Source organism: Limnobacter sp. SAORIC-580 (assembly GCF_013004065.1).
Lineage (GTDB): Bacteria > Pseudomonadota > Gammaproteobacteria > Burkholderiales > Burkholderiaceae_B > Limnobacter > Limnobacter profundi.
On the sequence record NZ_CP053084.1, the window covers coordinates 181,811 to 196,931 of the forward strand.

Sequence of the window (15,121 nt, forward strand, 5' to 3'; positions counted from 1 at the left end):
TTACTCCTGATGAAAAATCAAAGGCCGGAAAGGTAAGTGCGTTGGGCGTCGTTGGAGCCCTGCCAGGATGTGGTCAACTGCTGATACACGTTGTCCAGCAATTGGTTGTGGCCATCCAGAACCGACGCTTCAAACTCCTCCAGCGCCTTGCCAAATTGACCGCCCGAGGTTACAGGTTGTGTCAGCAGGTTGGCTGTCATCGGGCTGTACCATTGCCACTTTGGATCATTCGGATTGACTGTCTTATCGTTGCGCATTTTTGCAACTTTGTAGAAACTGGCACCAGAGAAAGCAACAAAAATGGCTGCTGCTGCCATGGCGCATGCAAATTCGGTTGTGGCCCCATCCAGTCGCTTTTGTGCAGCTTGTACTGCCTGGTCAAATCGCAAGCCACTGACGTCCATCATTAACTTCTTGATATCCAATCCCAGCGCATAACTCAGCATCAAGAATCGCAGGAAGAGGTCACCAAACGGATTGTCAAAAACACCAATCTGCCTTTTGTCGCCGAACATCATGTCCAGTTCTTCTTCCGACAAGCCCCACATTTCCTTGGCTTGTTCTCGCGTGATATTGGATTTGCCGCTGGCCAAATCCAGATAGGTACGCACTTGTGCAGGCTCAAGCTTGTTCAGCATTGCCTCGGCCTGCTCTTCGGTTAGCGCAAATGTTGACATCAACTCGTTGATGATCAGGCCTTTTTCTTCAGGTGTCAGTGGAGCAGTGTTGGTGCTCCCTGAAGTCACTGTTGAGGTGGTGGTAGGGGGGGTGACTGGAACGTCGCTTACGCTCATGGTGTGCTCCGGTTTGGGTTGCCTGAATCAGGCTTGAAGAGGGGCAAAAAGCTGGGGCATCATTTGAATCAGGCGATTAATTGCCTCCTGATAAGAGGCGATATCCTGACCAACAGATTCCAACAGCTGATTAATCAAATCGATGAAGGCTTGGTCTATGTTGAAGGCATGCATCAACTTGGCCACCTCGTACTGAAGTACGCCCATACCCACTTGAAGGCCACCCTGGGCAGCAGTGATGCAAGCCTCCGTGGCTTCGAGAAAGCGCAGAAGCGCTGCCTGTTGCGCGGCGGTCAGTTCCCCTGTGATTATTCCTTGCAGGAATGTAGGTAGCTGGCGAAGCATTTGAGCTGCTGTCGATGTAGAGCTTGACAGCGCAGAGCCAGCCATGGAAAGACCACTTGCAGCTGCCGCTGTGACCAATACAATAAGCACAACAAGAATAATGGCACCAACAATTGCGCCACCGATCGGCCCGAACACATCGGTCAGGCCTTTCATCATGGCGCCCATGCCTTTTTGAATCAGGGAGTCATATCCCCCAGCCTCTGCCAGCAAGGGCTCCATCACCATCACCAGGGCAACGGCAAATACAGCCACTGTCATGGGGGTGGGTACCAGGCATGCCACCAATGCCGCCAGGATCAGACCGATAATACCAAGGGCCTTAAAGATTTTCCCCAGAATGCCGCCAGCTTTGGATTTCTTGAGTTGCTCAATGAACTTGTCAACCTGGTCGCGAATGTACGCGACTTTTGCGCGTTCTGTACCCTCCAGACCTTCCATCATGTAGGTGAGAGTCTCTCTGGCCTTGGTCAGATTTTCCAAGGTAAACAACGCCAGACTCTCAAAAAATGAATCTTCAGAAAGTGGTGCTGCTTCGCCGTTCGCGGTAGGGGACAAAAGGCTTGGGCCTGAGGTGCTCATGATATGTCTCCGAGTATCGGTTTAACGGGTCGGAATGGAAGCCATCAAGTTCTGCTCGTTCTCGAGTAACTTGACCTCGCCCTTGACGATTTCCTGGATTAACTGACCAATTTCATCGATTCGGGTTTTAATTTTGTCTGCGAGTTCCTGGTTGCCAGCATCTAGCGCTTCCTGACGCAGATCCGTCAAGCGGACCGAATCCAGATTCAGTAGACTGGTGTACATTTCGATGATCACAATCAGGGGGTTCGTTTCCCCAGCATCCAGTTGTTCTCCGGCAGTACGTAAAATTGTCATTCGCTCGCGGAAGTAATTCATTGCATCGACATCGCCACGCGCTTCCGCATCTTTGTACATTCGGTAAGCTTCGTCATAAGATTTCTGAATGTCTTCGCGTGATGCACCAACTGAATTCGGACGCCAGTTTTCATCCATTGGCACTGCCAAGTAATCTTGATAGGTGTTCTCACCTTCAATGATGTCTTGCTCGCGCATCACCAAACCGTGAAGGTCTGAATATCCCGAATTCAGATAATAATTTTTGAACTCACCCGCCATGGTTTTGCGCAATTGTGAGCCGGCCAGTTGAACTTTCGTTGCATCACCACCCGCGGCAGCTACCGCACTGTCGTACGCAGAAATGGCGGCAGTTAAGCCGTTGTACAAATCCTGCAAGCCAAGTGCCTCCAGGTCAAATCCCAATGCTTTTAGTTCTTCAAGTTTGGCCAGTAAGCTTGCTGCTGATTCTCGAGAGGCTGCACCGTTATCCTCTTCCCACGGCAGAGAGCCCTCGAGTATGGCTTTCTTCGCATCTTCGAGTTTTTGAAGGTTGCCTGCGCTTGCTTGTTTCGCCTCGTCGAGTGCATCCACACCCGTCGTGTTCTTGGCCAGGATATCCAGGAACTTGATCTGAAATTTCAGACTATCAATCTGGTTGCTGAGTTTATCTTCGCCGTTGCCGGAAGATCTCCAGCCGGCTTCAAGTTGTTTAAGCTGATTCAACAGTGCGCTTACACCAGCTACACCCGTGTGCTGCGAGAGAAATGCAATTAGCGCTTGTAGGTCGGTTAGCGCCAGATCAGTGAGATCATCGAATCCGTTTTCGTTCAGCCAACCTCGAATCAAGGTATCTGTGGTTACCGGGTCGGTGCTGTCCACAGCAGACGTAGTCCAGGGTATAGCTGAGGCGGGTACAGGGCTGCTCATAGTGTGTTCCTTGCTTTGAATGTTCGTAAGCGACTGTTTGGGTTTGTTGCGCTAGTTCTCGGTGAATTGCATTTGATTCGGCGATTAACTGCTTGACCAGATACCGATGCGGGACTTACTGCTTGCTACATACTGGTCATAACGTTCCCGCGCGCTTTTCGCTTGCGCCGCCAAGGCCTCGCTGGAATATTCGGGAGGAACTACCACCAGTTTGGCGTCCGCGACCCATGCGTACAATTCTTGTGCTTCTGCTTGACTAAGGGATTCACCATTTTTCAGTTTGTTGATGATTTCCATTACTTTGTCTGAAGGCGGTTTTCCTGCGGCAGTCATTTCTGTGATTGCTACATCCAGGAAATCTTTCATGCCTTGGCTAACCTTGACAGTGCCGTCTTTGGTGTGGGCGTTTAACACCGACATCAGTGAATCTGCACCCTTTTCAAGACGGCCATAATGTTCGCCGAGTTCAGCGATTCTTTTCATTTCAGAACCAACCCAACCCAACTCAAGATCACCTATGAGAATGGATACCCGCATCCAGTCGCCATTGCCCGCTGCTTCCCACATTTCATCTATTTTCCCTTCGTCGGGTTCGTAAGGTGCGGGTTCCTGCCAGGCGGTGGTGCCTGCAGCTGTAGGGGGCGTGGACTGGCTCATGCGGTGCTCCTGAGTGGTGGGTTGTGCTAAAAATTACATACGTGCTGCTTGGTAGACGTTCTCGATGAAGTCTTTTGTTTTGCCGCAGGCAGACATGATTTTCGCTGCGGTTTCAAGCGAAATACCGAGCTGTGCAACACCGGCAGCCACTTGGCCAGGTGTTGGGTTGCCTTGCAAGAGCTGATAAAACGCTTGCAAGGCACCTTCTTGAACTTCATCGCCGAACTGGGCGAAAAGTTCAATTTGTGGGGTTACTGATGAATGGGTGGGGAAACCTGCTGCTGCCATGATTTAACTCCTTGAAATAAGTTGACTAGTTGCACTTCAAAATAAAAGAATTTCATCCTCCTTCTTTTTGTCGCTCCTCCTGCCAATATTCCTCGAGGCGCTCGAGGGCGGGGTTGATCAATCGAGTGGTTGCCAATTCAACAATGGTGTTCAATTGGTCTTCGGTGTAACCCTCTGCCCCAGCTCCTGCTGGAATCTCCTCACCTTCTCCAACGATAGAAAGTGGGGATGTGGGCATAGTCACTGGTCCTGTGGTTCCCATGGTTTTCCTTTATTTATTGACGATGCTTTTGAGCGGTTCGGTCATGTCCTTCACAAGGCTGGCGGCAAGTTGCCACAGTGAGCCCATCATTTGCATTTCATAACTCATGACCACTACATCGGCGGGGGATGAGCCGAAATCCGGTTGGGTCAGATAGCTATCGACACGTTTGGCATGACGGTCAGCAAAACCGAACACCCTTGAACCTACATCTAGAACTTCCATACAACCTCCCTTGGGTTTACTGTTGCTTAACCAACTGCTCAAAACTTTCGGATACTTTGCTACCAATCTTTCCAGTCAATTGAACTGAGACCGATTTCATTGAGCTCACATGCATGGCATCAATCAGGCTGAATACGCTGTCACGCGAATCAAAGTCCCGAAGTTTTTTGTCCATACTTACTTTGCTTTGATCCAGTTGTGTTTGCGCTTTTTCCACAAAATTTTTCACAGACTCGTTCACTGGATTGGGCTCGGACAGGAGTTGGGAGAATCGCGATACATCTTCGGGAATCGCTTTTGGGCTGGCGCCGCCTGTGAGCGGACTATTTGTTTGAATTGCTGCAATCGATTCAATCAATTTTTATCTCCAGTTCAACACCCAGATTTTTGCTGAGACCCGAGCGAAGGATCTTCTCTAGCGCAGCCTGTTCCTGGGTAGACAATTTACTTTTCAAACTCAAATACACAATGCATTTGTGACCATCAAACTCGCCTTGAACATTCACTTCGCCAGCCAGTGTGTTCGCTATACAAAAGTTAAACTTGTTGTTAGCTGCTTGAAGATTCTTTTCCTCACATTTCTTTTGTGGTGAAAAAAAATGATTAGTTCCTGTCAATGAATTGAGTTCTTTTTTTTCATCCAGATGAAATTGCATATCAGATGGACTGCGAGTTTGATCTGCTTGTAACAACATGCCCAGAAAGTCCTGATCTGATTTTGTATGGCTTGAATTTCGGTTGGAATGATTGAATGCTCTGCTGCTTTGACCGTTCGATGTAGGGATGCTCACCTCGGGTACAGTTCGGCGATTTTTTGCATCCAGTTTTCGATTTGTAATTTCAGAAATTTTCAAGGGGTCATACTGCGTATTGATCGTCATTTAATAAGCTCCAGAATTAAGGCGAGTGTTTTAACCTCAATTTATTTGTCGATTGATTTCCCAAAGGATTTGCTCAAGTGCCGTGCGGGCTTGGGTTTCGGACTGTATGTTCCAGTTGGGTTTGGTATGAACTACAAATCCAGGAGTTGGTTCTGAGTGGAACATGACTTTGAAACCCGGAAAGGCTGATGTATGTTTTTCTTGATTCAGAGATTCCGCTGCAGCAATAAAGCGTGGGGTAAGTGGTGAATCTCCGATCCAGACCAGAAAAAACTGCTTGCCGTTTTCATCATTTGAATCTGTGTGGCTTGGCAATAGTGTCCAGTCGTTGTGGATACACAAAGGATCGGGAAATTCTGGTGGAGGCAGCATCATCAGTTGTCCCATTCAGTTGATTTACGATGAGGGCGACAAAATTGCAGACAGCTGGGTGTTGCGTTCAATATTTTCAACGAGGATTTTTCGTTGATTTGAATTTTTATACATGCCAATTAACAGATCATGGAGTAGAACCCAGCGACAATAATTTGTGATGAAAGCGTTGCGGGCAGGCAACTTGTCGGATCGAACTGCCGACGCAATTGCAATGAGAGCGTTCGCGCCAGCAAGGGTTTCGTTGGTTAGCACTGCTTGAAGACATGACTCGGTCAACTGGGCCATGCTTGGTAAGCCCTGAAGATTGGCAGTACGCCCCCAATCAAGAAATTTACCGTGCAGGGCATGAAGGTTGATGAGCAGGCCGAACTGCTTAATGCGACTCAAAATAATGTGATGTCTGGGGCTGGTTACCCTGCTGGGTTCCTGCGTTTTTTCGCGACTTAAAATTTGTACAAAACCTTCTTGCATGGCGATTAACTTGCTCCGCGGCGCGCCGGCTTCGAGGTCTTTTTTGATTAACTTGTACAGTGCGTGAAGATCTGGAACCGATATGGTGTTGGGCTGAATTTCAATAATTTGGTAGGCTTTGATAAATTCGCGCAGCGAGGGACCTTTAAATGCTTTGGCTTTGCCAATGTCGTAGGCGCCCACTGTGCCCTGAATGAAATCGCCAAACTCGCTTTCCAGTTTTTTTCGAACCAGCAGCAATTCAGTTCTGTCGCCTGCACTGAGCAAGCCACCGTGGTCTTGCTCCAGTGACTTGAGCAACAGAAATTTTCTCAATGCTTTTTCGGCAGGGTTTAGATCACCCGCTAAATCAACCAGGCTTTTCCCTTTGCTTCTGACCGAATGAAGCATGGACATCTGGTCTTTGTGATGAAAGCTGTCACTGCCTGTGAACAGTGTTTTGTAAATATCTGCATATTTGCTACCTCGACCCTTTTTCTTGGGGTCTGCTTCAGCCAGACCTCGTTGTAATGCAGCATGCTGTTGTTCCGAAGCATTGACCTGCGGCTCGCTACTTGAACCTGCTAGGCCTTGCGGATGAACTGATGCATCGTTTCCGGTTTGACCGCTTTGGGTGTGTGCTGCAATGAAGCGTTCTACACGCTTTTTTCCTTCTCCTTCAAGCGGGCGGCGATTTGCAAGACTCCCGTGAAGCGCTTCGGTTGTGGTGACCTCCTGAAGACCGCTCGGTTTGACCGGAATTGCTGTATTCATCGAACACCCTCCAGTCGGTTATCCAAGCGCAATGCGGGCGTTGGTTGCAGGTTTTCACCTGTGAGTTTGAATGACTTTTGAAGCGAGTTGATGGCTGCGCGAGTGGATTCGGAGTTGTGTGGTGGGTCTTCGATCAGCCTTGGTGTAATCAAAAACAGACGAGCTACATTCTGGCGTTGTTTCTGCTTGCTGGAGAATGCAGCTCCGATGAATGGCAGTGAGCCAAGAACCGGGACTCGGTAATCTTTGTCGCCTTCAGATTCGCGATTGTAGCCACCAATCAAGATGGCTTTTTCGCGTTGAATCAATGCCTGCGTACTTAGAGATGTATTTTGAATGCTGGGAGCAGAGATGCTTTGCGCGCTTTGCATATTCTGAGTGATGTTGCCATCCTGAATTTCAATGCGCAGGAAGATGCGGTCGTCGCCTCCTTCCTTTACCAGCCTGGGCGTCACTTGAAGCAAGCTGCCTGCCGTCACAGGTACTACATCTGCCACTCGTTCACCCAATACCTGCAGGTACAGGGTTTGACTCAAATCTATATAAGCCGATACGTTGTCCTGGGTGACAATTGTTGGGCGAGCTAATACCTTTGCATTTTCATCAGCGGATAAGGCTTTCAGACGGGCTAGAAAGCGTACTGGGTCCACAATGGTACTGGCGCCTGGAATGGTAAGACTGGGGGAGTTCACGCCAGAACCGGGGAAATCGTAAAGTAGATGACTGGATTGAAATCCAAATTCAAGACCCAGTTCATTCAAGCCGCGTTGATCAACTTCCACCAACATCGCTTCCACTTCGATCATGGGCAGCGGACGATCCAGTTTATCAATCAGTTGTTTGTAGTAGTCAAATTTACTTTTCGCATCACGAACCAGAATTGAGTTTGTGCGCGGGTCTGCAGTAACACTGACCGGAGCTTCTTCTTTTTTTTCTGTTTGGGGTGCTTCTTTTGGTGGAGTAAGAGTGGTTGGTGACATGACTTGGGCACGGTAGTTGTTACCTTGTAGCAAACCCATGCCAGCAGTTTGTTGCCCGGCACCATCAACAATCATGCCTGCCTTTTTGTTTTCTGGGGATGCTGTCATACGCTGGTTTGGTAAACCCAACAGATTGAGCAATACCGATAAGGCACCAGGTGTGGTTAGTGTGGCACCCCTCAGTGTTGTTTGGCGATCTTCGACGGATGCGTATTGAAGCGGAAAAACCATCAACTCAATGCCGTGCTTCGCAATTTCAGAAGGGTCGGGTGGGGCTTGTTCAAAGGCTTCACGCAACAGGTTCAGGTAGCTTCTGGGTCCAGACACGATCAGTTCCTTGGTGTCGGAATTAATTGCGAATGGGAATTCCTTGTAGAAAAGCCCAGCAGATGTCAGCAAATCCTTCCAGTCGTCATTGCTGCGAGCGCCGCCAACGAATATTTTTTGGGTTCGCCAGTCATCAGACCGATAAACATAGACTTGGGTACCATTTTGGAACCAGTTGATGCGAAAGGAGCTACGGAAGTAAGCCATTAACTCTTCGACGTTGGAGAATTCAAACTTTCCGCTGATTGGGCGAGTGTTAATCGCGTTTGTATTCAAGCGCAGTCCAAGCATGTCCAGCATGGTTTCCAGTGCTCTCTTGGAGGATTCTTCCTGGGCCATGTAGATTCTCATTTCTGCTTTTGCTGCAGATGCCGCTTGCAACCATGCGCCCTGAACCATGATCAGGGAGGCCAGCGTTATTGCTTTAATCCACTTCTTCATATTGATTACCTTTGGTAGCGATTGAATCCTTGATTTCTTTTTGCAGGTTTTCAATCTCTCGTTTGTATAAAGCCATCAGATTTTCAATTGACACCTGAATTTCAGAGCCTTTCGCTGCCTTGATTCTTAGTTCAAAGGGTTGAAGGTCGTCGGCGATTTGTACTTCCCACTTGCGCAGCATTGCTTGGTTCGATATAACTTTGCCCAGCGATTCCTGAACCAGATTGATTTGACAAGTAGTACATTCAAGGACCAGTTCTTGATTGCTTAAGGAATGCTCAAGCAAAGCTTTCACCAGTTTTTCGATTTTGATTCGATCGGGTACTGTGTTTAAAAACTCGCTCAATGCGGCTACGCTGATATCGATACAAATTCTTGCAGAAGTGTCGGCAAGTGCTTTAACTCTCTGACGCATGGTTCTCCGAATCGATTTGAGGTCCTGTTGCATGGATTCAGCAATTTCCTGTCTGGCTTGCTCTCGAATCCGGTTAGCCTCTTGATTGGCTGCGCGAATGATCGACTCAGCCTCATCGCGCGCGTATGCAACGATGTCATGGTGGTTCTGTGCGAACTTTAATGTGCGTGCTGGAATGAGATGATCGTGAATCTGAACATCAGCTGGAAAGCGTATTTTGCGCAGGAGATTAAGCATTCGCTCCTCCGTATAGCTGATCGACATCTACAGTTGTGTAATCGCCATCCAGAAGCAAATCATTTTCAATTTCCAGTTTTGGCTCTTGATGTTGTTGATTAATTTCGTCAAACAACGCCTGGATTTCTGTAGCTAGCCATTCATGCACTTCTTTCCACAAACCCTGCTCTATTGGATCGATTGTGTCCACTAGACGAACGACTTGATGGGGTACATTCAGCGCCCACCGTTTGAAAAACGATGGAAAATAGCTTTTTAGAACCACGCCTAGTCCTATTTCTACGCGCGTCTGAATCGAGATCACGAGGCGATCATCTTGATTGATCGCGTTGGCACATTGATACTGCCACCGGTTCAGACGGATCGGTATGCTTCGATAAAATTCAATAATTTTTCGAATTTCATCTGCTGATTTGACATTGAACTTTTGATCCCATTCTTGGGGGCGCGCATGGATGATGCTGGAATCCAGTGTGAGTGACGCCACTTTTATCAAGTGCATTTCGAGTTGTTTCTGCGTCGACAAGGAGATGGAAATCAGTTCTGGATAATGCAGTAGATCTTGATCGGGATGGTCATCAAGTTCCAGCACACTTCGTGTTTGCAAAAGCTGGAAGTAATCAACCGATGATTTGCCAGCTTTACCCAGTGCGTATGGCATGCGGTGCTGATGATCGCTATTGAGACCGATCAGTGGGTTACTCCACCAACGCCACCATTCAACTTGAAGTGTTTTGGGCAGACTCATTTCAAGAATCTCGAGCGAATTGATTGCAACACTGATGGCCACTGATCGATACCCTTGGCTTGTAGCCAAGTCAGGCCGATTGAAAGCATCCACATGAAAAGAATGATGTACACGATTGCCAGGAAGTAGCCTTTGTCTGCAGCACTCAGCGCAATTGGGCCGTACCACACCAATGGTACGCACTCGTCGATTTTTAGTTCTGACGGTATGGCAGTAACGGTGACATTGGATTGAGCATCGCCAGCGATACCGGGAATGCTTTTAAAGACCATTTCACGTACCTTTGGAATGTACGCTGGGAACTGGGCTTGTTCACTGTACTTGACGAATACTGCGGCAGACGATGGGCTGAGCGGTTCTCCTGGATTTGCACGTTCGGGCAAGACGATATGTACTTTGGCGGAGAGCACGCCATCGATACGCATAAGTGTATCTTCGAGTTCTTGCGACAAGGCGTATAGATAGCGGGCTCGTTCTTCCAGCGGCGAACTGATCATGTTCTCTTTTTTGAACACCTGTCCGATTGAAGATTTTTTGTCACGGGGTAAGCCATTGGCTTGGGTGATACTCAATGCATTGGCCGAGAGATTTTCGGGTACAGAAATCGCAGAACCCTCTTTAGTTCTTGTTTTTTCTGCGGGTATTCCTGCGGCCAAAAGGTGTGAGTAAATTTCATTGGCTTCTGGCTCGGACAATCCATTAAAGAGCATGGCTCTGTCAGAACAGCCAGTGAGAATCAGCACCAAGGTGAAGGCGCCAAGGTATCGCTGAATGAAGCGGAGTGGCTTGCTCAATTTATCTTCTCCGAGTAACAGAGGTGACTTCTTCGGAGACATCTTCGGCAGTGTTGCCTACCCGGCTGACACCTAGAAAGTAGTAGGCTGAGGAAAATTGCTGTTGGGTGACGGCTTTGGCAAAGTTACCATCCGTGGTGTGTCCACCTTCTAATTGTTGAATACTACCCATGAGGTGACGTTGCAGGCGGCTGATATAAAACTCTGCTTTATTCAGTTCAACAGCTGACTTGGCAAGAAGCGATGGTGCTGCTTGGTCTGAGCGGGGTGAAGTGATTTTGGTATCAAGCGCGCTGGATGAAGTCTTAAAAGTTTCTTTTAAGCCAGTAAGCAATTGTTGAAAGTGTTCAACGTTTTGCGCAGGCGCGATGAGTTGGGCAGGTTTTAATTGCGTGAAGTTTAGTACGGGATTGATGTCGATCTTCTGCATTGTGCACCTCTATTGTCCTGCGCATTCTAAGTATTGCCCCTGCGGACAAAGTTCCACGAAGGGCCTCTTCGCCTATAACATGCAACGTTCCTGGTTGTTGTCATGAAATTTAAGTTCATATTCCGCAGAGTTCGATTTCTCGGATTCATGCCCGTAAAATTGGAGACGAAGCTCGATTCGTCGGCTCGCGTCTTTGGATTGTTGGAGGTTGTTGAAAGCCACACCGCCGGCCAGAAAGAGTTTTTTTATCTGGATTCGTTGATCTGAGTTGAACTGGATTGGACTGTTGTTGCTGGATTGCAGCAAGGTGCACATGACCCATTCTGAGCGTTTTAGACTGAGATTCAGGTTGTACAGATAAGAGCCGTCGGTGTCGGTATACCCTTCAATAACTACTTGTTTGAGCCACTTCTGACCCATCGGCGTGTTGGCTGTTTCAAGAATGACTGGCACTACATCGGCCAGCGCGGCTTGGCCGGCCTCGCCTAACTTGTATTCGTCAGTGTCGAATTGTCCCTGCGCACCGAAATTGATTCGGTTTAGCTTGCAATCTACATTCAAATCGGGGTTAACCTGTTCGGCTTTTTGGGAGAGGGTGTCGCAGATTGCGTTAATTTCTTGAAACCGAAGTTCCGTTTGTGTCAGTTCTGGATCCGTGGTGCGTATGATCACCTCCGGTTTTTCAAGATCTCCTTTTTGAGCTTTTTCAACCAGTTCCTGGGCTTGCCTGGAAATTGCTGACAATGCGGCAACCATGATGACCAAGAACAGAATCATCAAGGCTGTCATCAAATCTGCGTAAGAAATCCAAAAAGGTTTCTCGCCTTCATCACTTCGGTGCGCAGGCGTGTAAGACGTCATCAAACTCATGATTGCACCGAAGATGAAGCAGTGTCGTCGTGGCTTTCTTGTTGTCTGGCGCGAATTACCTTCATGGCCAAATCCTGAGGCGTGCTTTTAATGTGACTTAGTCGATTGTCCAGACGCGCACCCATGTCTTCAATGGGTTGTTTTACTTGCCGTGCCAATGCAGTTTCAAGTTGATTGACTAACCGTTTGTTTGATTCGTTGAGCGCTTTCTCCAGGGCTTGGCTTAAGCCGTCGTCTCTTTGGCCTTGAACAGATTCAAGTTGTTTGATTACCGGCAGCATGGCTTGCAGCAAGTCGTCTTTCAGGTCTCGGGTCAAGTTGCTGGCGCTAGACGAGTGTTGTACAAGCGTTGCCAAGTATTCCTCGCCGACACCCGGCTCAAACAGGCCGTTCATGGCATCAACCAAGTCATCAAGAGCTGCCAGATTTTTGCGGTAAAGCGATTTTTCCCAGTGTGTGATTACCATGGCGGCACAGATCGCGGCAGCGGAAGCATAAAACGCATCGCGAACACCCCCAATCAACAGGGTGATACTTTCATTCATGTTTTCGACACTGGAGGCATCAAAACTGCTCAAACCAAATAAAAGACCCGAAAATGTACCAATGATGCCAATGCCGGTGAGAATACCCGGGAGATGCTTGAAGTACTCGACGCCCAATGGACGGTCTATGACGGTGGAGGCTGAGAAGTGGGTAGACACAGGCACAGTCAGACGAAATTTCCGGTTTCGTTTGACGCCGTTGATCATGCCGGTTTGTGGGTGCAGGGTCTTGGCGAAATCTTTCCAAGCTTTTTCGAGCATTGTTCCCTGAAAAATTCGGGCAACACCGTCTTTGCGCATGAAGTCATCACCCTCAGACATTGAGCGCACGGTGCTGCCAATTTTGGATATCAGATCCGCCAGTTCTTTGGACTTGAGTACATATTGTTTGTAGAAATTGAAGCAGGATAAGCACAAGAGCACCATCACTGCGGCGGGTGGAATTAGCTGGATAAGATTGGTTGTGGTTGTGCTCACCGTGTCTTCCTTGAGGATCGATTCGGATTGTCGAAAAGGGGTGGTTACCTGACTGCAAGTTTTGAGTTGCAGTCACAGGTGATTGGTTCCAGATTTGATGAGTATGAAATGCAAAAAGGCACCCCGAAGGGTGCCTTTTCACTTTGCCTGGGGGTCGGAGCCCCAGGCAATACTACAAAGCTTAGATGGGCAGGCTGTCTGTGGGCAGCGCGCTGGTCAATGCATCCAGTGGGCTTGCGCCTGAGGAGATTGGCAGGCTGGAGGGATCCAGCAAGCTTGTCAATGAGTCCAGAGGCGTGCCTGTGGATGGGAAGCTTGGCAAGCCACCACCTGCACCACCGCCCGCTGCCAGGTCGGTCAGTACGCTAGGGTCCAGCAGTGAAGTTACCATGTCCAACGGCGTGCCCGTTTCTGGGATGCCGGGCAAACCGCCGCCACCACCTGCACCTGCCAAGGCGTCTGTCAGAATGGCTGGGTCGAGCAATTCAGTGACCATATCCAGCGGCGTACCAGTGCTTGGCAAACCAGGCAAACCGCCGCCACCGCCACCAGCCAATGCATCTGTCAGAATGCTGGGGTCGAGCAGGGCTGTAACCTGGTCCAGGGGTGTGCCTGTTTCAGGGAAGCTTGGCAAACCGCCGCCGCCTGCGCCACCCAAGGCGTCAGTTACAGGGCCAAGCACTGCGTCCAACGGTGTACCTGTGGGGCCAGCAGCACCACCTCCATCACCGCCGGGCAGCGGCAAGCCACCGGACAGCGCTGCAATCAGTGGATCGGTCACTGGTGTCAGTGCGTCGAAAGCTTGGTTCAGGCCATCGGCCAAAGGCTGGGAAACCATGGGCAGTGCATCAGTTGCAGTGGCCAAGCCATCAAACAAGGGCGCGGCTGCGTCAAAACCTTGGGTCAGACCATCGTTCAGTGGGCCCAGGGCTGGTGCAAGCGCTCCAACTGCCTGAGACAGGCCATCGGCCAGCTGGGGTGTCACCATGCTCAAGCCGCCACCCAGTTGTTCTGCGACCACGCGCAGATTAACTGGCAAAGTGTCAGCAGCGGCTGTCACCAAACCATCTTCATTGCCCGCCAACACATCGACCACGGGTGAAAGCGCTTCTTCAACAGCTTCAGTGATAGGTGTTACGTTTTGATCCAGAGAGTCGGTCACTGGGGCCAAGCCTGTCAGTGCATCACTCAAGGTGTCGTTCACAGGTGTAAGCGCTGGCTCGAGTGCATCCGTGATGGGTGCTGTTTCTTCCAGCACTGGATCGAGTGCTTCAGTCACGGGTGCCAAAGCACCTACTGGCGCATCAACCACTGTTGTTACAGGGGACAGGGCATCCAGAGTCTCTTCGAGTGCGGGGGAGGCAGGGCCGGCTGCATCGGTAACGGGCTCGAGTGCGCCTGCGGCTGCTTCGCCAGAGCCACCACCGGAAGAACCACCGCCGGATCCGCCGTCGCTGTCATCGCTTCCCAACACGAATGCAGCACCAGCTGCTGCTGCCAATGGGCCAGCCAAACCGCCTGCGGCCAAACCTGCACCAAACAAACCAAACATACCGCCTGCGCCTGTTACAGCTACAGTTTCGCCTTCAGTCAGCAATTCGAATTCGCCTTCGGCCACTTCAAATTCAGCGCCGTTTTCGCCTTCTTTCAGCGTAGCTAATGCGTTGGACTGCAGAATACCCTCAGTGGCTTGCTGGCCATCTGCACCCGGGAATTCAATGTAGGCAGAGCCCTCGGCACTGGTGGTGACGGTGTCACCCGCAGAAATAATGTCGCCTTCTTTCAGAAGGACTTGTTCACCGTCGGGACGGGTTACAGAAACCTCTCCCAACACGCTTTTGATAATTCCAGTGATATTAGCCACAGTGCATTCTCCGACAATGGTGTGTTCATTTGAAAATTCGGCAAAAGTTTCGCCTTGTGAGAGTTTTACCGGCCGTAATCAGGAAATGGATGTGAATATTTCCTAATAATTAACAATCTTTAACATTATTTGTAAGTTTTATACTTACAAATCC

18 protein-coding genes are annotated in these 15,121 nt (G+C 49.4%); all 18 read right to left on the reverse strand.

Translation table 11 applies throughout. The annotated features are described in order from the left end of the window. Positions 1-17: 17 nt before the first annotated feature. On the reverse strand, positions 18-794 hold the full coding sequence (locus HKT17_RS00810; RefSeq protein WP_171097109.1) for a hypothetical protein: 777 nt from the start codon (positions 792-794) through the stop codon (positions 18-20). A 27-nt stretch (positions 795-821) separates the two neighbouring features. After that, positions 822-1,721: a type III secretion system translocon subunit SseC family protein gene (sctE, locus tag HKT17_RS00815; protein ID WP_171097111.1), complete on the reverse strand. Its 900-nt coding sequence runs from the start codon at positions 1,719-1,721 to the stop codon at positions 822-824. A gap of 21 nt (positions 1,722-1,742) precedes the next feature. Further along, the gene (locus HKT17_RS00820) at positions 1,743-2,927 is read right to left on the reverse strand and encodes a hypothetical protein (RefSeq protein ID WP_171097114.1); all 1,185 of its coding nucleotides are present in this window, start codon (positions 2,925-2,927) and stop codon (positions 1,743-1,745) included. Positions 2,928-3,011: 84 nt separating this feature from the next. Further along, entirely contained in the window at positions 3,012-3,584 is a 573-nt protein-coding gene (locus HKT17_RS00825; RefSeq protein WP_171097116.1) for a hypothetical protein, read from the reverse strand. 33 nt (positions 3,585-3,617) lie between these two features. Next, entirely contained in the window at positions 3,618-3,872 is a 255-nt protein-coding gene (locus HKT17_RS00830) for a hypothetical protein (protein WP_171097118.1), read from the reverse strand. A gap of 271 nt (positions 3,873-4,143) precedes the next feature. Continuing rightward, positions 4,144-4,359 carry a hypothetical protein gene (locus HKT17_RS00835; protein WP_171097120.1) on the reverse strand — a complete coding sequence of 72 codons (216 nt, stop codon included), beginning with the start codon at positions 4,357-4,359 and terminating at the stop codon, positions 4,144-4,146. Between the two features lie 16 nt (positions 4,360-4,375). Next, on the reverse strand, positions 4,376-4,717 hold the full coding sequence (locus HKT17_RS00840; protein ID WP_171097122.1) for a hypothetical protein: 342 nt from the start codon (positions 4,715-4,717) through the stop codon (positions 4,376-4,378). Beyond that, complete coding sequence (locus HKT17_RS00845) at positions 4,710-5,240, reverse strand: hypothetical protein (RefSeq protein ID WP_171097123.1); 531 nt, start codon at positions 5,238-5,240, stop codon at positions 4,710-4,712. Before HKT17_RS00845 ends, HKT17_RS00840 begins: the two co-directional genes overlap by 8 nt. A gap of 36 nt (positions 5,241-5,276) precedes the next feature. Continuing rightward, positions 5,277-5,627, reverse strand: coding sequence for a hypothetical protein (locus tag HKT17_RS00850; RefSeq protein ID WP_171097126.1), 351 nt, complete (start codon positions 5,625-5,627; stop codon positions 5,277-5,279). 9 nt (positions 5,628-5,636) lie between these two features. After that, entirely contained in the window at positions 5,637-6,839 is a 1,203-nt protein-coding gene (locus HKT17_RS00855; RefSeq protein WP_171097128.1) for a hypothetical protein, read from the reverse strand. Then, positions 6,836-8,587: a type III secretion system outer membrane ring subunit SctC gene (gene sctC / locus HKT17_RS00860; protein WP_171097131.1), complete on the reverse strand. Its 1,752-nt coding sequence runs from the start codon at positions 8,585-8,587 to the stop codon at positions 6,836-6,838. Before sctC ends, HKT17_RS00855 begins: the two co-directional genes overlap by 4 nt. After that, complete coding sequence (locus tag HKT17_RS00865) at positions 8,571-9,266, reverse strand: HrpE/YscL family type III secretion apparatus protein (RefSeq protein WP_171097133.1); 696 nt, start codon at positions 9,264-9,266, stop codon at positions 8,571-8,573. The genes sctC and HKT17_RS00865 overlap by 17 nt, the downstream gene beginning before the upstream one ends. Then, complete coding sequence (locus HKT17_RS00870; RefSeq protein ID WP_171097135.1) at positions 9,232-9,987, reverse strand: hypothetical protein; 756 nt, start codon at positions 9,985-9,987, stop codon at positions 9,232-9,234. Before HKT17_RS00870 ends, HKT17_RS00865 begins: the two co-directional genes overlap by 35 nt. Next, positions 9,984-10,781, reverse strand: coding sequence for a type III secretion system inner membrane ring lipoprotein SctJ (gene sctJ / locus HKT17_RS00875; RefSeq protein WP_171097137.1), 798 nt, complete (start codon positions 10,779-10,781; stop codon positions 9,984-9,986). The genes HKT17_RS00870 and sctJ overlap by 4 nt, the downstream gene beginning before the upstream one ends. A gap of 1 nt (position 10,782) precedes the next feature. Then, positions 10,783-11,211, reverse strand: coding sequence for a hypothetical protein (locus tag HKT17_RS00880; protein ID WP_171097139.1), 429 nt, complete (start codon positions 11,209-11,211; stop codon positions 10,783-10,785). 72 nt (positions 11,212-11,283) lie between these two features. Beyond that, on the reverse strand, positions 11,284-12,081 hold the full coding sequence (locus tag HKT17_RS00885; RefSeq protein ID WP_205882469.1) for a flagellar motor protein MotB: 798 nt from the start codon (positions 12,079-12,081) through the stop codon (positions 11,284-11,286). After that, on the reverse strand, positions 12,078-13,103 hold the full coding sequence (locus tag HKT17_RS00890) for an anti-phage protein ZorA-like protein (RefSeq protein ID WP_171097141.1): 1,026 nt from the start codon (positions 13,101-13,103) through the stop codon (positions 12,078-12,080). Before HKT17_RS00890 ends, HKT17_RS00885 begins: the two co-directional genes overlap by 4 nt. 181 nt (positions 13,104-13,284) lie before the next feature. Next, positions 13,285-14,967 carry a FecR family protein gene (locus HKT17_RS00895; RefSeq protein WP_171097143.1) on the reverse strand — a complete coding sequence of 561 codons (1,683 nt, stop codon included), beginning with the start codon at positions 14,965-14,967 and terminating at the stop codon, positions 13,285-13,287. Between the last annotated feature and the right edge of the window lie 154 nt (positions 14,968-15,121).

What these genes read in the sequence shown, in the direction of transcription:
- HKT17_RS00810 (WP_171097109.1), bottom strand. Translation starts at nt 794, where the DNA reads ATGAGCGTAAGCGACGTTCCAGTCACCCCCCCTACCACCACCTCAACA.
- sctE (WP_171097111.1), bottom strand. Translation starts at nt 1,721, where the DNA reads ATGAGCACCTCAGGCCCAAGCCTTTTGTCCCCTACCGCGAACGGCGAA.
- HKT17_RS00820 (WP_171097114.1), bottom strand. Translation starts at nt 2,927, where the DNA reads ATGAGCAGCCCTGTACCCGCCTCAGCTATACCCTGGACTACGTCTGCT.
- HKT17_RS00825 (WP_171097116.1), bottom strand. Translation starts at nt 3,584, where the DNA reads ATGAGCCAGTCCACGCCCCCTACAGCTGCAGGCACCACCGCCTGGCAG.
- HKT17_RS00830 (WP_171097118.1), bottom strand. Translation starts at nt 3,872, where the DNA reads ATGGCAGCAGCAGGTTTCCCCACCCATTCATCAGTAACCCCACAAATT.
- HKT17_RS00835 (WP_171097120.1), bottom strand. Translation starts at nt 4,359, where the DNA reads ATGGAAGTTCTAGATGTAGGTTCAAGGGTGTTCGGTTTTGCTGACCGT.
- HKT17_RS00845 (WP_171097123.1), bottom strand. Translation starts at nt 5,240, where the DNA reads ATGACGATCAATACGCAGTATGACCCCTTGAAAATTTCTGAAATTACA.
- HKT17_RS00850 (WP_171097126.1), bottom strand. Translation starts at nt 5,627, where the DNA reads ATGGGACAACTGATGATGCTGCCTCCACCAGAATTTCCCGATCCTTTG.
- HKT17_RS00855 (WP_171097128.1), bottom strand. Translation starts at nt 6,839, where the DNA reads ATGAATACAGCAATTCCGGTCAAACCGAGCGGTCTTCAGGAGGTCACC.
- sctC (WP_171097131.1), bottom strand. Translation starts at nt 8,587, where the DNA reads ATGAAGAAGTGGATTAAAGCAATAACGCTGGCCTCCCTGATCATGGTT.
- HKT17_RS00865 (WP_171097133.1), bottom strand. Translation starts at nt 9,266, where the DNA reads ATGTCGATCAGCTATACGGAGGAGCGAATGCTTAATCTCCTGCGCAAA.
- HKT17_RS00870 (WP_171097135.1), bottom strand. Translation starts at nt 9,987, where the DNA reads ATGAGTCTGCCCAAAACACTTCAAGTTGAATGGTGGCGTTGGTGGAGT.
- HKT17_RS00880 (WP_171097139.1), bottom strand. Translation starts at nt 11,211, where the DNA reads ATGCAGAAGATCGACATCAATCCCGTACTAAACTTCACGCAATTAAAA.
- HKT17_RS00885 (WP_205882469.1), bottom strand. Translation starts at nt 12,081, where the DNA reads ATGAGTTTGATGACGTCTTACACGCCTGCGCACCGAAGTGATGAAGGC.